16 protein-coding genes are annotated in these 15,190 nt (G+C 65.1%); 7 read left to right on the top strand and 9 right to left on the bottom strand.

Features of this window, described 5'->3' with window-relative positions; genetic code table 11:
• Positions 1–3: 3 nt before the first annotated feature.
• From ctaD to NX775_RS09205, 3 genes are read right to left on the bottom strand one after another with little or no spacing between them, the layout of a single operon-like run.
• Positions 4–2,508: a cytochrome c oxidase subunit I gene (ctaD, locus tag NX775_RS09215; RefSeq protein ID WP_258835724.1), complete on the bottom strand. Its 2,505-nt coding sequence runs from the start codon at positions 2,506–2,508 to the stop codon at positions 4–6.
• A complete protein-coding gene (gene coxB / locus NX775_RS09210; protein ID WP_258835723.1) occupies positions 2,505–3,473 on the bottom strand; it encodes a cytochrome c oxidase subunit II in 969 nt (322 codons plus the stop codon). Before coxB ends, ctaD begins: the two co-directional genes overlap by 4 nt.
• A gap of 1 nt (position 3,474) precedes the next feature.
• A complete protein-coding gene (locus NX775_RS09205; protein ID WP_258835722.1) occupies positions 3,475–3,861 on the bottom strand; it encodes a c-type cytochrome in 387 nt (128 codons plus the stop codon).
• A gap of 156 nt (positions 3,862–4,017) precedes the next feature.
• Here NX775_RS09205 and NX775_RS09200 point away from each other — a divergent pair, with 156 nt between their 5' ends.
• The 3 genes from NX775_RS09200 to NX775_RS09190 are packed head-to-tail and all read left to right on the top strand — an operon-like array spanning position 4,018 to position 5,843.
• Complete coding sequence (locus NX775_RS09200) at positions 4,018–4,584, top strand: c-type cytochrome (protein ID WP_258835721.1); 567 nt, start codon at positions 4,018–4,020, stop codon at positions 4,582–4,584.
• On the top strand, positions 4,581–4,937 hold the full coding sequence (locus NX775_RS09195; RefSeq protein ID WP_258835720.1) for a c-type cytochrome: 357 nt from the start codon (positions 4,581–4,583) through the stop codon (positions 4,935–4,937). The genes NX775_RS09200 and NX775_RS09195 overlap by 4 nt, the downstream gene beginning before the upstream one ends.
• Before the next feature lie 57 nt (positions 4,938–4,994).
• Entirely contained in the window at positions 4,995–5,843 is an 849-nt protein-coding gene (locus NX775_RS09190) for a fumarylacetoacetate hydrolase family protein (RefSeq protein ID WP_258835719.1), read from the top strand.
• A gap of 6 nt (positions 5,844–5,849) precedes the next feature.
• Here NX775_RS09190 and NX775_RS09185 read toward each other — a convergent pair whose 3' ends face one another.
• Positions 5,850–6,407 (bottom strand): carboxymuconolactone decarboxylase family protein, encoded by a 558-nt coding sequence (locus tag NX775_RS09185; RefSeq protein WP_258835718.1) that lies wholly within the window; start codon positions 6,405–6,407, stop codon positions 5,850–5,852.
• Between the two features lie 131 nt (positions 6,408–6,538).
• On the opposite strand from NX775_RS09185, the gene NX775_RS09180 reads away from it, so the two are divergent.
• Positions 6,539–7,864, top strand: coding sequence for an aspartate aminotransferase family protein (locus NX775_RS09180; RefSeq protein WP_258835717.1), 1,326 nt, complete (start codon positions 6,539–6,541; stop codon positions 7,862–7,864).
• Positions 7,865–8,026: 162 nt separating this feature from the next.
• Here NX775_RS09180 and NX775_RS09175 read toward each other — a convergent pair whose 3' ends face one another.
• From NX775_RS09175 to yjgA, 3 genes are read right to left on the bottom strand one after another with little or no spacing between them, the layout of a single operon-like run.
• Complete coding sequence (locus tag NX775_RS09175) at positions 8,027–8,695, bottom strand: alpha/beta hydrolase (protein WP_258835716.1); 669 nt, start codon at positions 8,693–8,695, stop codon at positions 8,027–8,029.
• Entirely contained in the window at positions 8,692–9,321 is a 630-nt protein-coding gene (gene mog / locus NX775_RS09170; protein ID WP_258835715.1) for a molybdopterin adenylyltransferase, read from the bottom strand. Before mog ends, NX775_RS09175 begins: the two co-directional genes overlap by 4 nt.
• A complete protein-coding gene (yjgA, locus tag NX775_RS09165; protein ID WP_258835714.1) occupies positions 9,299–9,907 on the bottom strand; it encodes a ribosome biogenesis factor YjgA in 609 nt (202 codons plus the stop codon). Before yjgA ends, mog begins: the two co-directional genes overlap by 23 nt.
• Positions 9,908–10,000: 93 nt before the next feature.
• Between yjgA and pmbA the strand changes: the two genes are divergently transcribed.
• Positions 10,001–11,353: a metalloprotease PmbA gene (gene pmbA / locus NX775_RS09160; RefSeq protein WP_258835713.1), complete on the top strand. Its 1,353-nt coding sequence runs from the start codon at positions 10,001–10,003 to the stop codon at positions 11,351–11,353.
• A gap of 9 nt (positions 11,354–11,362) precedes the next feature.
• Positions 11,363–11,602 (top strand): hypothetical protein, encoded by a 240-nt coding sequence (locus NX775_RS09155; RefSeq protein WP_258835712.1) that lies wholly within the window; start codon positions 11,363–11,365, stop codon positions 11,600–11,602.
• Positions 11,603–11,943: 341 nt separating this feature from the next.
• On the opposite strand, the gene NX775_RS09150 is transcribed toward NX775_RS09155, so the two are convergent.
• Positions 11,944–13,077 (bottom strand): M14 family metallopeptidase, encoded by a 1,134-nt coding sequence (locus NX775_RS09150; RefSeq protein WP_258835711.1) that lies wholly within the window; start codon positions 13,075–13,077, stop codon positions 11,944–11,946.
• A 56-nt stretch (positions 13,078–13,133) separates the two neighbouring features.
• Complete coding sequence (gene paaX / locus NX775_RS09145) at positions 13,134–14,054, bottom strand: phenylacetic acid degradation operon negative regulatory protein PaaX (RefSeq protein WP_307732180.1); 921 nt, start codon at positions 14,052–14,054, stop codon at positions 13,134–13,136.
• Between the two features lie 100 nt (positions 14,055–14,154).
• Here paaX and paaA point away from each other — a divergent pair, with 100 nt between their 5' ends.
• Positions 14,155–15,144 carry a 1,2-phenylacetyl-CoA epoxidase subunit PaaA gene (gene paaA, locus NX775_RS09140; RefSeq protein ID WP_258835709.1) on the top strand — a complete coding sequence of 330 codons (990 nt, stop codon included), beginning with the start codon at positions 14,155–14,157 and terminating at the stop codon, positions 15,142–15,144.
• The last annotated feature ends 46 nt before the right edge of the window (positions 15,145–15,190 follow it).

The raw sequence follows: 15,190 nt of genomic DNA, 5'->3' as shown, positions 1-15,190 counted from the left end.
GCATCACTCCATCACCAGCAGCAGGCCGCGGATCACCAGGAATCCGGCGAAGCCCTGCAGCGTCACGTAATGCCAGATCAGCGCGATATTGTCGCGCGTGGCACGGTTCTCGGGGACGATCATGCCGCGCCAGGCGCGCACGCACAGGTACGGCGCGGCCAGCAGCAGCACGAACAGCATGATGCCCTGGAAGCCGAGCAGGATCGAGATCGATGCGCTCCACGTGTCGCGCGTGCCGTCCAGGTCCACCAGGCGCCAGCTGTAGACGTCGACACCGAAGGCGCCGGCGGTGCAGGCGAGCGCCACGATCAGCACCCACGGCGTGAGCTTGTTCGACACCCGGTCGCTGAGCCACACCAGCGCGGAGCCGCCCAGCAGCAGCGCGGCCGATAGCAGCGTCCACGACCACGCTGGCAGCGATGCGCCCGGCGGTGGGCAGATCTGCAGCCGCATCGACGTGTGGATGTAGACGTAGGCGAACGAGCAGTAGATCAGGAACAGCACGATCAGCATGATGAACGTGCCCCACCACGAGTGCGACGCCGTGCCGCGCGCGCCGATCGGCAGCGTGACGCCGCCGCCGATGTCGGCTTCGCGCATCGGTACCTTCTGGTCCGACTGCCACAGCCAGGCGATGATCGAGCCGATGGCGATCACGCCGCAGATGGTCGCCAGCACGTTGGCCTTGACGGTCAGCAGCAGGAAGAAGCCGGCGGTGCCGAAGGCGCCCAGCACGGTCAGCCAGCTGTCGCCCGGCAGGATCATCAGGTAGGTCGGCCTGGCGCTGACCGGGCTGGTGGAGATGGTTTCGCGGCGGCCGGTGACGGTGTTGGGCAGGTAGTGGCGGCCTTCGGCGACTTCCTTCGACAGCGTCGGCTGGTCCCACAGCGGGTCGTCCGACGTGACGATCGGGATGCTGCGGTTGCCGTAGTCTTCCGACGGCAGCCACTCGAGCGTGGCCGCATTCCACGGATTGCCCACGTCTTTGGTCGGGCGGCGCAGCGTGCGCGTGGCGTCGACGATCATCAAGAGGATGCCGAGCGCGAACAGGAACGAACCCAGGGTCGAGATCATGTTCAGGGCGTCCCAGCCCATCTCGCTCGAATACGTGTAGACGCGGCGCGGCATGCCGAACAGGCCCGTGATGTGCATCGGGAAGAAGCTGATGTTGAAGCCCCCGAACAGTAGCCAGAAGGTCCACTTCGACAGGCGCTCGGACATCGTGTTGCCGTTGATGAGCGGGATCCAGTAGTAGATCGCGGCAAACACCGGGAACACCATGCCGCCGATGAGCACATAGTGCAGGTGGGCCACGATGAAGTAGGTGTCGTGCACCTGCCAGTCGAACGGGATCACGGCCACCATCACGCCGGTCAGGCCGCCCAGCACGAAGATGAACATGAAGCCGAGCATGAACAGCGTCGGCGCATTCATCCTGATGCGGCCGCTCCAGAGCGTGGCGATCCAACCGAACACCTGGATCCCGGTGGGGATCGCCACGGCCATACTGGCCGCCGAGATCAGGCTCATTTCAATGACGCCCAGGCCCGCCGTGAACATGTGGTGTGCCCACAGGCCGAAGCTGAAGATGCCCACGCCAACGAGTGCGACGACAATCGCGCGGCGGCCTACCAGGCGGTTGCCGGCGATGGTCGGGATCATCGTCGAGATCATGCCGGCGGCCGGCAGGAAGATGATGTAGACCTCGGGGTGGCCGAAGAACCAGAACAGGTGCTGCCAGATGATCGGGTCGCCGCCGCGTTCAGGGTCGAAGATCGGCAGGTTCAGCGCGCGCTCGAGTTCGAGCAGCGCCGTGCCGGCAATCACGGCCGGGAAGGCGATCACGATCATCACGCCCACGACCAGCATGGCCCACGCATACACCGGCATGCGGCGCAGCGTCATGCCCGGCGCGCGGGTAAACAGGATGCCGACGATCAGCTCGATGGCGCCGGCAATGGCGGAAATCTCGATGAAGCCGATCCCCAGCAGCCAGAAGTCGGCGTTCAGGCCAGGCGAATACTTCATGCCCGTCAGCGGCGGGTACATGAACCAGCCGCCGTCCGGCGCCAGGCCCCAGAACAGCGTGCAGAAGAACGCGAGGCCACCGAAGGCGTAGCACCAGAACGCATACGCGGACAAGCGCGGGAACGGCAGATCGCGCGCGCCCAGCATATTCGGCAGCAGATAAACGGCGATCGCCTCGACGATCGGAATCGCGAACAGGAACATCATCACGGTGCCGTGCATCGTGAAGATCTGGTTGTAGGTGCCGGCCGAGACCAGGTCGTTGTCCGGCACCGACAGCTGCACCCGCATGATCAGGGCCAGGATGCCGGCCAGGATGAAGAACAGGATCGCGGTGCCGATGTACAGCAGGCCGATATTGGTGTTGTTGACCGACTTGAAGAAGCCCAGACCGGATGGCGTCTTCCACACGGCCTCCAGTTTTTCCAGCTCCTCTGGCGGGCGTGGGGCGGAGTTGGGTAAGGTTGCGTCGCGCGTCATTTCAGGTGCTCAAGGTAGGTGGCCAGTGCGCGCAGGGTCTCGCCGTCCAGGTCCGGGGAGGGCGGCATGAAGACGCCCGTTTTGATGGCTTGCGGGTCGGCGATCCAGCCGGCCAGCGTACCGCGGTGGTTGCGCAGCGTGCCGGCGGCGATGTGCCGGCGGCTGCCGATGTGCGTGAGGTCAGGACCGAGGCGCGGGGCATCGGCAATCCGGGCATCCAGCTGCGGCGCGACATCGGTGACGCCGCGGATGGTGTGGCAGGTCTGGCATTGCTGCGCGAGGAATGCCTCGCGGCCGCGCTGCAACACCGTGGTGTCGGCCGGCGCGGCCGGCTGGGCCTGACGCGCGAGCCAGGCGTCGAACTCGGGGCGCGGCAGGGCGATCACGTGGAACGCCATGCGTGCGTGCTGCTCGCCGCAGTATTCGGCGCACTGGCCGCGATAGGTGCCCGGCTTGTCGGCGCGCAGGTTCAGGCCCGTCACGCGGCCCGGGATCATGTCGCGCTTGCCCGCCAGCGACGGCACCCACAGGCTGTGGATCACGTCCGATGCGGTCAAGCCCAGATACACCGATTCGCCGACCGGAATGACGATCTCGTTGGCGCTGATGATTTCGCGGTTGCTTGTCGGGTCGCGGTAGCGCACTTCCCACCACCACATCTTGCCGGTGACGGAGATGGTCAGTGCCTTGTGCGAGGTTTGCGGCACCAGTTGCCCGGTGCGCCAGGTGCTCCAGCTGAGCAGCGCGGTGAGCACGATGACCGGGAACGCAATGCCGGCGCCCAGGATCCAGACGCCGGGTGTGATCGGGCGCGCCTGGCGCCGCATGGCCAGCGCGAGCAGGCCCATGACGATGGCGAAGATCACCGTGCCGCCGACGAACAGGACCCACGTAAACTGGTAGATGATGGCCGCGTCGGCGCCGGCCGGATGCATGACGGACTGGATGTCGCTCAAGGGAGTCATATTATTTGAGCGAATACATGAAGGCGGCCATGTGGCGCGCCTCGTCGTCGGTGATGCCGAGCGCCGGCATCAGGGTGCCGGGTTTCACGGCAGGGGGATTCTGGAGGAAGCGGATCATGTTCTCGGGCTGGTTCGGGATGCTGCCGGCGATATAGCTCAGGCGGCCCATGCTCTCGAGCGACGGACCGGCATCGCCGTTCGGACCCTGTACTTCAGGGATGAAGTGGCAGGCGGCGCACTGGTATTGCTGCACCAGCAGGCGGCCACGTTCGGGATCGCCGCCGGAGACGCGCGAGGCGGGTTCTTCTTTCGCGCAGCCGCTCGCCAGGACTGCGGCGCAGAGCAGGGCGCCCGTCGTCAGGCGCGTAGGGAGGGATGCCCTCAGCACAGAAGACAGGCCTTGATATTGACGAGATGGGTTGCGCACGGTTGATTTTTCGTGAAAAAGCGATGGCTTTTATAATACAAGGAAAGTAGATGTCATTCTTTCAACTGGACGCCCTAGGCTATGCTATCGAATCGCGCACGACTTATTGTCAAGACCATGGTGCTGACCCTGCTGGGCGCCGCCACGATCGGCGCCGTCGGTGGCCTGATCGTGCTGCGCGGCGGCTTTTATGACCTGAGCGCGATTACGCAGCACTACGCGATCGTCTATCGGGTGCTTGGCGAGGGCATGCAGTATTCGGTGCAGAACCATGCGCGCGACATCGTGGTGCCACCCAACCTGAACACGCCCGAACGCCTGCAGCGCGGCGCGCTCGTCTACCAGGCCAACTGCGTGCAGTGCCACGGCGGGCCGGGCGTCGCGCCCAGCACGATCGGCATGAGCATGCAGCCGGCCCCGGGCCCGCTGGTCGATGCCGATGTCAACTGGAAGACGCGCGAGCTGTATTGGATCACCCGCAACGGCATCAAGATGAGCGGCATGCCGGCCTGGGAATATCACCTGAGCGAGCCGGACATGTGGGCAGTGGTGGCGTTCGTGGGCGCCATGCCGGGCATGACGAGCCAGGACTTCAAACGCATGACAGCGGGCGGTGCGGTTCCGCCGCATGTCGAGCAGACAGCAACGGGCCGCGCACAGCAGGGTCAGGAAGGCCAGCCATGAAATCCACGATTACCATCCTCCTTGGCGTGTCCGCGCTGCTGGCCGGCTGCGGCCCGAAACTTGCCCCCGGCATCGTGGGCGACCCGGTGCGCGGCAAGATCGCCGCCGCGCAATACGCCTGCCATTCCTGCCACGTGGTGCCGGGCGTGCCAGGCTCCGACGTGCGCGTGGGCCGGCCGCTCGACGAGCTCGCGCAGCAGCGCTACATCGCGGGCAAGCTGCCCAACACCCAGGCCAATCTGGTGCGCTGGATCCGCGATCCGCAGGCGATCGATCCCGGCAATGCGATGCCGAATATGGGCGTGAGCGAGCGCGATGCGGTCGACATCAGCGCCTACCTGCTGAGCCACTAGCGCATTCATTGATCCCATTCATTGGTATCATTCGCGTTTTTCTACAGGAATGACATCATGAGACTGGTCCGCTATGGCCGCCCGGGCAAGGAAAAGCCGGGCCTGTTCGATGAAGAGGGGCGCCTGCGCGACCTGTCCGGGATCATCGACGACATCGATCCATCGCAGCTGTCCGACAAGGCGCTGCGCAAACTCGCCAAACTCGACCAGAAAACCCTGCCGCTCGTGCGCGGCAATCCGCGCCTGGGCGTGCCGGTCAAGGGCATCGGCAAATTCATCGGCGTGGGCATGAACTACCTGGACCACGTGCGCGAAACGGGCGCCGAGGTGCCGGCCGAACCGATCTTCTTCACCAAGGCGATCAGCGCCCTGAACGGCCCGGACGATCCGATCCAGCTGCCGAAAGGCTCGAAGAAAACCGACTGGGAAGTCGAGCTCGGGGTGATCATCGGCACGCGCGCCCAGTACGTGAGCGAAGAAGAGGCGCTCAAGTTCGTCGCCGGCTATTGCGTGGTCAACGATGTGACCGAGCGCGCCTTCCAGTTCGAGATGGGCTCGCAGTGGGACAAGGGCAAAGGCTGCGATACCTTCGGCCCGGTTGGTCCGTTCCTCGTCACGCGCGACGACATCCTGGACGTGCAGGACCTCGATCTGTACCTGGAACTGAACGGCAAGCGCATGCAGACCGGGAACACGGCCAGCATGATCTTCAGCGTCGCGCAGCTCGTCAGCTACGTGTCACGCTTCATGACGCTCGAACCGGGTGACATCATCACCACCGGCACGCCACCGGGCGTGGGCATGGGCCGCAAGCCGCAGCGCTTCCTCAAGAAGGGCGACCAGCTGCGCCTGGGGATCGCCGGTCTTGGCGAGCAGCAGGCCGACGTCGTGGCGTATCCGAAGTAAGGGATATCAAGGCGGGCCGCCACGCGGCTCGCCGGTATCCGGTACGGCGGTGCGCGCCGTATTCATCACCATCGCCAGCAACGTGTAGTAGCCGCAGATCCCCATCAGATCGACCGCCCCCTGTTCACCGAACAGCGCCAGCGCATCCGCATACACGCGGTCTGACACCGCTTTTGTCTCGTGCAGCTCGATGCAGAAGTCGTGCACCACCGCCTCGTCGACCAGCATGTCGGCAGGCCGCTCGCGTGCTGCAATCGCTGCAATCACCGATGCCGGAATCCCCGCCTGCGCTGCGATCGGCGCGTGGATTGTCCATTCGACGGCCTGGTCCCACTGGCGCGCCGTGACCAGGATCGCCAGCTCCGACAAGCGCACGCCGAGCGCGCTGCGGTAGCGCAGGTACTCGCCCATGCGCTGCGCATGCAGCATCAGTTCGGGACTGCGCAGCAGCGGCACGAACGGGCCGTAGACGGCGCCGCGCGGGCCGTCGATGATCTCCTGCGCGGCGGCGCGCTGGGCAGCGCTCAGCGCGTGATCGGGGATGGGGCCGAGACGTTCATTCATCGAGCATACCCGCCTGTTGTATCGAAATTGAAGGCCGGAAAATATTCGCACGGCCCGCGCTAAAAATCAAAAGAAGTGCCTCGGAGCACGCTTATCGTCAAGCGTTGCAGCCACCGCCGAGGGAGCCGTCCATGAGCAACATCATCCACCGCAACCTGCGCCAGATGCCGCCCACGGCGGTTGGCGGCGCGGGCATTGTGCTGCGCGACAGCAGCGGCAAGACTTACCTCGACGCCAGCAGCGGCGCAGCCGTGTCGTCGCTGGGCCATGGCCACCCGGACGTGATTGCGGCCATGCACCGCCAGATCGACCGCTGCGCCTACGCCCACACCGCGTTCTTCACCACCGAAGTCGCTGAGCAACTGGCCGATCGCCTGATCGCCGGCGGGCCGCAGGACATGGGCGGCGTGTATTTCGTCTCGGGCGGTTCGGAAGCGATGGAGACCGCGCTCAAGCTGGCGCGCCAGTACTGGGTCGAAGCGGGCGAGCCGCAGCGCACGCAATTCATCGCGCGCCGCCAGAGCTACCACGGCAACACGCTGGGCGCGCTGGGCGTGGGCGGCAACGAGTGGCGCAAGCGCGCCTTTGCCCCGCTGCTGAAGGAGGCGCTGCGGGTCGCGCCCTGTTACGCCTACCGGGGCTGCAACGAGGGCATGTCGCTCGACGACTACACGGCCGGCCTGCTCGACGAACTTGAAACGGCTGTCATCAAGGCCGGGCCAGACACCATCATCGCTTTTGTCGCCGAGCCGGTGGTGGGCGCCACCGGCGGCGCGATCCCACCCACGCCCGGCTACTTCCAGGGCGTTCGCGATATCTGCGACCGGCACCGCATCCTGTTCATCGCCGATGAAGTCATGTGCGGCATGGGCCGCACCGGCAGCATGTACGCGATCGGGCAGGAGGGCGTGGCGCCGGACATCGTGGCCGTGGCCAAGGGCCTGGGCGCCGGCTACCAGCCGATCGGCGCGGTGCTCGCGCACGAGGCGATCGTCGACACGCTACGCCAGCGCAGCGGCATGTTCCAGCACGGGCACACGTATATCGGCCACCCGGTGGCGGCAGCGGCGGCACTGGCGGTGCAGCAGGTGATCGAGCGTGACGACCTGCTGGCGCAAGTGCAGCGGCGCGGCGCGCTGCTGCGGCAGATGCTGGGCGATGCGTTTGGCGCGCATGAACACGTGGGCGATATCCGCGGGCGCGGGCTGTTCCTGGCGCTGGAATTCGTGCGGGACCGCGAGACGAAGGCACCGTTCGCGCCGGAGGTGAAGCTGCATGCGGCGATCAAGGCCGAGGCGATGGCGCGCGGTTTGCTGGTGTATCCGATGGGCGGGACGATCGATGGTCAGCTGGGTGACCATGTGTTGCTGGCGCCGCCGTTCATCGTGACGCCGGGGGAGTTGTCGGAGATCGTGTCGCGGCTTGCTGATGCGGTGGAGGCGGCGATCGTGGGCTGATGTGGCGTTGGTGGTGCGCTTCGAAACTTGGGTTCCCGCCTTCGCGGGAACGACGTTTTTTCAGGCACGTGGCCAAGATGAATGACCGTAGTCGGCTACCAATGCACGTCATTCCCGCGAAGGCGGGAATCCAAGTCAGCCCCGCACACCAGTCACGTCAAATCAAGCCACGACCTTGCGAATCCAGGCCGAGATGTCCTGCACCTCTTCGAGACACAGCGTGTGCTGCATCGGATACGCGTGCCACTCGACCTGGTAGCCAAGCGCCTCGACGACCTTGCGCGACTCTTCGGCGCGGGCAAACGGCACCACGGGATCCTGCACGCCGTGCGCCATGAAGATCGGCGTGCCCAGGCTCGCTTCGCTGCGCTCGGCGCCGGCGACGCTGGACAGCGGCAGGTAGCCCGACAGGCACAGCATGCCCGCCAGTTTCTCGGGATGGCGCAAACCGGTTTGCAGCGTCATCGCGCAACCCTGCGAGAAGCCGGCCAGGATGATGCGCGAGGCAGGGATGCCGCGCGCTTTTTCGCGGGCGATCAGCGCCTCGACTTGCAACTGCGATGCGCGCAGGCCGCCTTCGTCTTCGCGCCGCGTCAGGTCGGTGGCGACGATGTCGTACCACGAGCGCATCACGTAGCCGCCGTTGATCGTCACCGGCATCGTGTTCGCATGCGGGAACACGAAGCGGATGCCCGGCAGGCCGGTCAGGTCCAGTTCGCGCACGAGCGGCACGAAGTCGTTGCCGTCGGCGCCCAGGCCGTGCAGCCAGACGACGGCGATGGTCGGATTCGGGGCGGTCTCGATTTCGATATTGTCCAGCAGCTGGGTCATGGTGTCTTTCGCAATGCCGATTTGGGGCGGAAGGTCTGGCTGACCGCCGGATTGGTTTCCATGTACGGGCCGCCAATCAGGTCGATGCAGTAGGGCACGGCCGCGAAGATGCCGCCGACGATCGTGGCGCCGGCATCGTCCTTGAGGCCTTCAAGCGTTTCCTTGATCGACTTGGGCTGGCCCGGCAGGTTCATGATCAGGGCCGCATGGTCTGCGGTTTCACGGATCACGGCTGTTTGACGCGACAGGATCGCGGTCGGCACGAAGCGCAGACTGATCTGGCGCATCTGCTCGCCGAAGCCCGGCATCTCTTTGGTGGCAACCGCCAGTGTGGCCTCGGGCGTGACGTCGCGCCGCGACGGGCCGGTGCCGCCGGTGGTGAGCACCAGGTGGCAGCGCGCCGTGTCGACCAGCTCGATCAGCGTGGCTTCGATGGCCGCGCGCTCGTCCGGGATCAGGCGCGTCTCGATCCGGTACGGCGTCGTGAGCGCGCTGGCCAGCCAGTCGTTCAGCGCCGGGATGCCCTTGTCTTCGTAGACCCCGCCGCTGGCGCGGTCGGAAACGGAAACCAGACCGATCACCAGCACATCGTCAGCCACAGCGTTACTCGTCGTCGGACTCGTCATCGTTCGCTTCTTCGTCGTCGGCAGCGGCAGCCGCATCGGCTTTCTTCTTCTTTTGCAGGTCCTTGAGGATCTGGAAGATTTCGCGGAAGGCTTTCGGCGGTTTGGACTCGGCCACTTCCTTGCGCGCGTTGCGAATCAGGGTGCGCAGGTGCTGGACGTCGAGCTCGGGGTTTTCTTCGAGCAGCACGGTCAGCGCCGTGTCGTCCGACAGCAGCTTGTCGCGGCGGCGTTCGAGCGCGTGCAGCGATGCTGTCTCAGCCTTCGACGCGCCTTTCCAGCTGTCGATCGTGCGCTGGATGACGGCGACTTCTTCTTCGTTCAGCGTGCGCATTTTCTTGCCCACGAATTGCAGCGCGCGGCGCCGGCCTTCGTGGTTGGTGATGCTCTGGCACGTGAGGATGGCATCGCGCACGTCCTCCGGCATCTCGACGCGCTTGACGCGGTCGCGCGCCGCTTCGACGAGCTGCTCGCCGAGCTTCTGCAACTCGTTCGACTGGCGCTTGAGCTCAGATTTGGAAGGACGGTCGTACTCTGGTTCGAACTCGTTGGACTGGAAGCCCACCGAGCCGCGATTTGGATTAGGCATGATTTGGATGATTTGATTGGCGCTGGGCCGATCAGTGAAAACAGTAAACGGCTGCTATGATAACTGTTTTAGGGACGGCCACGAAAAACACACATGAATGACACCCCTTTTACCCACACCCAGGATCAGCTGAAACAGCTGGCGCGCGACATGCTGGCGCTTGCGCGCGAGCAGGGTGCGTCCGATGCAGCGGTCGAAATCAGTGAAGGGAGCGGGCTGTCGGTTTCTGTGCGTAAAGGCAATATCGAGACGATCGAGCAAAACAAGGACAAGGGCCTGGGCATCACCGTGTATTTTGGCCAGCGCCGCGGCAACGCGAGCACGTCCGATTTTTCCGCCGATTCGCTCAAGGCCACGGTCGAAGCCGCGTCCAACATCGCGCGCTTCACGGCCGAGGACGACTGCGCCGGCCTGCCCGACGCCGACCTGATCGAAACCGCGCCGCGCGACCTGCGCCTGTTCTACCCGTGGCCGATCTCCACTGAACAAGCGGTCGAGCTGGGCCAGCGCTGCGAAGCCGCCGCGTTCGCCGTCGACAAGCGCATCACCAACAGCGAAGGCGCCAGCGTCTACGTGCAGCAGTCGCACTTCGTCGCCGCCAATTCGCGCGGCTTCCTTGGCGGCTACCCGTTCTCGCGCCACACAATCTCGGTCGCACCGATTGCCGGCAAGGGCAACGGGATGCAGCGCGACGACTGGTACACCTCGTCGCGCGATCCCAAGCAACTGGCCGCACCTGAAAAAGTCGGCCGCTACGCCGCCGAGCGCGCGCTGGCGCGCCTGAATGCCCGCAAGCTCAACACCCGCACCTGCCCGGTGCTGTTCGAAGCGCCGCTGGCTTCGGGTCTGCTGGGTGCGTTCGTGCAAGCCGTCTCCGGTGGCGCACTGTACCGCAAGTCCACATTCCTGCTGGACATGCTGGGCAAGCAGGTGTTCCCATCGCATATCCAGGTGGTCGAAGACCCGCACCTGATCGGCGGCGTCGGCTCGGCCCCGTTCGATGACGAAGGCGTCAAGACCGTGCGCCGCAAGGTGATCAGCGATGGCGTGCTGCAAGGCTATTTCTTGTCGTCGTATACGGCGCGCAAGATGGGCATGCCAACGACCGGCAACGCCGGCGGCGCGCACAACCTCGAGATCGTCTCGACGGCCACCCGCCGCACCGACGACTTCGAGGGCATGCTGCGCAAACTCGGCACGGGCCTCCTGGTTACCGAACTGATGGGGCAGGGCGTCAACTACGTCACCGGCGACTATTCGCGCGGTGCATCCGGTTACTGGGTCGAGCAGGGCGTGATCCAGTATCCGGTCGAAGAAATCACGATCGCCGGCAATATGCGCGATATGTTCCAGCAGATCGTTGCCGTCGGCACCGACACGCTGGTTCGCGGCAACAAGACCACGGGCTCGATCCTGATCGAGAACATGGTCATTGCCGGCAACTAAGGAAAACGCATGACCCGTTTCGTTCGCATCGACAAGGAAAGCAGCCCCAAGACGGTGCTGCTGAACCTCGACCTGGTAGCCACCGTCGAGCTCGCCCCACAATCCGATCTGCTCAGCTCGAGCGGGGACAGCCGCAAGGTGTATGCCACTTTCCTGGCGCCGGATAAAACCGCGATCGCCACCCTGCATTTCGACAGCAGCAGCGACGCCAACGCCTGGGTAAAGGCGCATCTGGGCGTCGATCTGTAAGCCGCGCGGTTGATGCGCTCGACGCAGCCGCCATAAAAAAAAGCGCCGTCGATCCGACGGCGCTTTCCATTGCGCGGCCTCGTTCCGAAAAGCTGGGGTCAGGTCTGACATTCGGACACGATCTCAACAGTCGGGCAGTCAGAACTAGCTCGCACCGTGCCGCGCTGATACTGGTCAAAATACCATTGGAAGTAGCTAAGGCTGAGGTTGTGTCTGAATGTCAGACCTGACCCCAGCTGTTCAGCTGCGGGCCTGTAAGCCGTACGGTTGATGTGCTCCGTGCAGCCGCCATAAAAAAAGCGCCGTCGATCTGACGGCGCTTTGCATTGCGCGGCGAGCTGTTACTTACGCGCGCGGATTGCCTTGAGCACCGGCTGCAGCACGGCTGCGCCCAGGCGTGCGCTGCGTGCGCCGTCCCAGCCGACCAGCGGATCTGGGTCGTTCGCGTTGTCCTTGAACGGCAGCTCGAGCGTCAGCGACAGCGCGCCGAAGGTGTGCGTGATGTGCGGCGAGCCCATGGTCAGGGTCTGGTCGGTGTACGGCGTCTTGCCGTAGCCGTGCACGTCCTGGAAGTCCGGGCTGGCGACCTTGAAGTCGGCGATGAAGCTGGCCTGCGCCGCGCCTTGCTCGGCGGTGAAGTTCGGCAGCGACTCGCTGCCGGCCACGAACACGTATGGCAAGCCTTCGTCGCCGTGCACGTCGAGGCACACGTCCACGCCCGTCTCGTGCATCTTCTGGCGCACCAGGAAGACTTCCGGGCTGCGCTCCATGCTCGGATTGAGCCACTCGCGGTTCAGGTTGGCGCCGGCGGCATTCGTGCGCAGGTTACCGCGCACCGAGCCGTCCGGGTTCATGTTCGGCACCACGTAGAACACCGACTCTTTGAGCAGCTGGCGGCCGAACGGGTTGGCCGGATCGAGCAGCGCGTCGAGCATGCCTTCGACGAACCATTCGGCCATCGTCTCGCCCGGGTGCTGGCGCGCGATGACCCAGACCTTCTTCTTGCCTTCGGCCGGCTCGCCGATCACCAGCATGTTCAGATCGCGGCCGTCGACGGTCGAACCCAGGTCGAGCATGCGCACGTTTTCGGCCATCTGGGCGCGGTCGAGCAGTTCCAGGTGGCGTTCGAACGAATACGGCTCGAAGTAGGCGTAATACACGCTGTCCATGCCGGGCGTGTGCTCGATGGCCAGCACGCTGCCGTCGAACGACGTCGGCACGCGGAACCAGTTCACGCGGTCGTAGCTCGCCATCGCCTGGTAGTTTTCCCAGCCGGCCGGATAGGCGGCCTTGCCGGCATTGAGCAGGCGGATGGTGCAGGCTTGCCCTTGCGCGCCCTGCAGGCGGAAGTAGAACCACTGGATGATGTCGGCGTGCGAATCCTTGCGGATGTTCAGGTCGATGGCGTTCGCGCTCGTGGCGTTCACGACCTCGATGGCGCCAGCGTCGAATTGGCTGCTGATCTTGATAGACATGGTGTTGTCCTGTGTTGGGAAGACGTCGAAGAAGAAATGATACCGCTTTCGCCGCGCTACCGTGGCGCCAGCCCGCCGAAGCGGCCGCGAAACGCCGCATCTGCTTCGGGCGTGGCCGCATCCTCGACGCGCAGCATGGCCAGCACGTGCTCCTCTGCGCGTTCGTGGCTCAGTTGATAAATGGTGCGTGCCAGCGCATACGCGTCGGCGCCCGGCCACGGGTCGGGCAGCAGGGGCAGGGGCAGCATCGGGTCGTGCAGCTGCACGCGGCGGTAGGCGTGGATCAGCAGGGTGCGGATCGCGAACGCGTGCGCCGGGCTGACGTCGCCGCGCGCCAGCAAGGCCGGCAGCGGGGCAAACGTCTCGATGAAGCCGCGGTACCCGAGCACCACCGCATCGAGGTTCCAGCAGTCGCCCACCAGTTCGGGTAGCGGGCGCGAACCGGCGTCCGGCACCTCATCGGCCTGGCACACGAACACGCGGCCTTCGGCGCCCGTGCGTGCGAGGATGTCGCGCAGCAGGTCGCGGTCGGGCGCCGGATGCGCCATCACGCCGCTGGCCAGCATCGCAAAGCCTTCCCATTCGAGTTCCTTGCGCACCAGCGCGCGCAGGTCGCTGTCGATGCTGCCGTTGGTGGCCAGCACGAACGTCCAGCGGCCATCCCAGTCCTGTCCGGGCGCGGCGTAGATGCGGCGGTTGGCGCGCTCAAAGCGCGGCAGCGCCGTCGGCGCCAGCGCATAGCGGCTGCGCCTGCCTTCGCGGCTGGCCGTCAGCCAGCCTTCCTGCACCAGCCGGAACACGCTGGTGCGCACCAGCCGGTCGTTCACGCCAAAGGGCGCGAGCAGCTCGATCATGCTGCCGAGCCAGAAGGCGCCGCCGTGGGGCGCGATCGCGTCGCCGCAGATCGTCACCACCAGCGACTTGTGGCGTGGCGGATCGGTGGCCAGGCTGTGGGCGATCCACTGGGTGCTGGTCATGTCATTCACGATCGGGCTCGATATGATTCAAAATTATTGTGTACTTCCGATTTTTTGTATCGTATTATGATTCGCACAGATTTTGCAACGGGAGAGATCCATGTACGCACAAATGGTGGAGACAGGCCTCAATAAAGTCCGCACAGAACAGGACATGAGCGCTGACGAGCAGGCATTCCAGGCGCGCATCGACGCCGGGATCAAGATCGAACCGAAGGACTGGATGCCGGAAGCATACCGCAAGACGCTGATCCGGCAGATCTCGCAGCATGCTCATTCCGAGATCGTTGGCCAGCTCCCGGAAGGCAACTGGGTCACGCGCGCCCCGACCCTGCAGCGCAAGTCGGTGCTGCTGGCCAAGATCCAGGACGAGGCCGGCCACGGCCTGTACCTCTACAGCGCCGCCGAGACCCTTGGCGTCTCGCGCGACGAGCTGCTGGCGGCCCTGCATGCCGGCAAAGCCAAATATTCGAGCATCTTCAATTACCCGACCCTGAGCTGGGCCGACATGGGCGCGATCGGCTGGCTGGTCGACGGCTCGGCGATCATCAACCAGATCCCGCTGTGCCGCTGCTCGTATGGGCCGTATGCGCGCGCCATGGTTCGCGTCTGCAAGGAAGAATCGTTCCATGCGCGCCAGGGCTACGACATCATGATGGCGCTGGCGAAGGGCACGCCCGAGCAGAAGGCGATGGCGCAGGATGCGCTCAATCGCTGGTGGTGGCCGTCGCTGATGATGTTCGGGCCGTCCGATGCCGAGTCGGTCAACAGCGCGCAGTCGAGCGCCTGGCGCATCAAGCTGTTCTCCAACGACGAACTGCGCCAGCGCATGGTCGACCAGACCGTGCCGCAGGCCGAGTACCTGGGCCTGACGGTGCCGGATCCCGACCTCAAATGGAATGCCGAACGCGGCTCGTACGACTTCGGCGCGATCGACTGGAGCGAGTTCTACGACGTTTTGAAGGGCAACGGCCCGTGCAACCGCGAGCGCCTGCGCACGCGCGTCAAAGCCTGGGACGATGGCGAATGGTTCCGCGACGCGCTGGTGGCGCACGCCGACAAGCAGGCCGCAAAAAAAGTGGCCGCCTGATTCCACCGCACATTCGCACACTCACACGATGCGATGGCAATACGGA

The sequence above is a fragment of the Massilia aurea genome (genome assembly GCF_024753205.1).
Taxonomy (GTDB): Bacteria; Pseudomonadota; Gammaproteobacteria; order Burkholderiales; family Burkholderiaceae_D; genus Telluria; species Telluria aurea.
Note: the sequence above shows the minus strand (reverse complement) of the source record. Positions and strands in the feature narration are given on the sequence as shown.

What these genes read in the sequence shown, in the direction of transcription:
- NX775_RS09180 (WP_258835717.1), top strand. Translation starts at nt 6,539, where the DNA reads ATGAGCAACATCATCCACCGCAACCTGCGCCAGATGCCGCCCACGGCG.
- paaX (WP_307732180.1), bottom strand. Translation starts at nt 14,054, where the DNA reads ATGACCAGCACCCAGTGGATCGCCCACAGCCTGGCCACCGATCCGCCA.
- NX775_RS09200 (WP_258835721.1), top strand. Translation starts at nt 4,018, where the DNA reads ATGGTGCTGACCCTGCTGGGCGCCGCCACGATCGGCGCCGTCGGTGGC.
- NX775_RS09155 (WP_258835712.1), top strand. Translation starts at nt 11,363, where the DNA reads ATGACCCGTTTCGTTCGCATCGACAAGGAAAGCAGCCCCAAGACGGTG.
- coxB (WP_258835723.1), bottom strand. Translation starts at nt 3,473, where the DNA reads ATGACTCCCTTGAGCGACATCCAGTCCGTCATGCATCCGGCCGGCGCC.
- NX775_RS09190 (WP_258835719.1), top strand. Translation starts at nt 4,995, where the DNA reads ATGAGACTGGTCCGCTATGGCCGCCCGGGCAAGGAAAAGCCGGGCCTG.
- ctaD (WP_258835724.1), bottom strand. Translation starts at nt 2,508, where the DNA reads ATGACGCGCGACGCAACCTTACCCAACTCCGCCCCACGCCCGCCAGAG.
- yjgA (WP_258835714.1), bottom strand. Translation starts at nt 9,907, where the DNA reads ATGCCTAATCCAAATCGCGGCTCGGTGGGCTTCCAGTCCAACGAGTTC.
- pmbA (WP_258835713.1), top strand. Translation starts at nt 10,001, where the DNA reads ATGAATGACACCCCTTTTACCCACACCCAGGATCAGCTGAAACAGCTG.
- NX775_RS09175 (WP_258835716.1), bottom strand. Translation starts at nt 8,695, where the DNA reads ATGACCCAGCTGCTGGACAATATCGAAATCGAGACCGCCCCGAATCCG.
- NX775_RS09185 (WP_258835718.1), bottom strand. Translation starts at nt 6,407, where the DNA reads ATGAATGAACGTCTCGGCCCCATCCCCGATCACGCGCTGAGCGCTGCC.
- NX775_RS09150 (WP_258835711.1), bottom strand. Translation starts at nt 13,077, where the DNA reads ATGTCTATCAAGATCAGCAGCCAATTCGACGCTGGCGCCATCGAGGTC.
- mog (WP_258835715.1), bottom strand. Translation starts at nt 9,321, where the DNA reads ATGACGAGTCCGACGACGAGTAACGCTGTGGCTGACGATGTGCTGGTG.
- paaA (WP_258835709.1), top strand. Translation starts at nt 14,155, where the DNA reads ATGTACGCACAAATGGTGGAGACAGGCCTCAATAAAGTCCGCACAGAA.
- NX775_RS09195 (WP_258835720.1), top strand. Translation starts at nt 4,581, where the DNA reads ATGAAATCCACGATTACCATCCTCCTTGGCGTGTCCGCGCTGCTGGCC.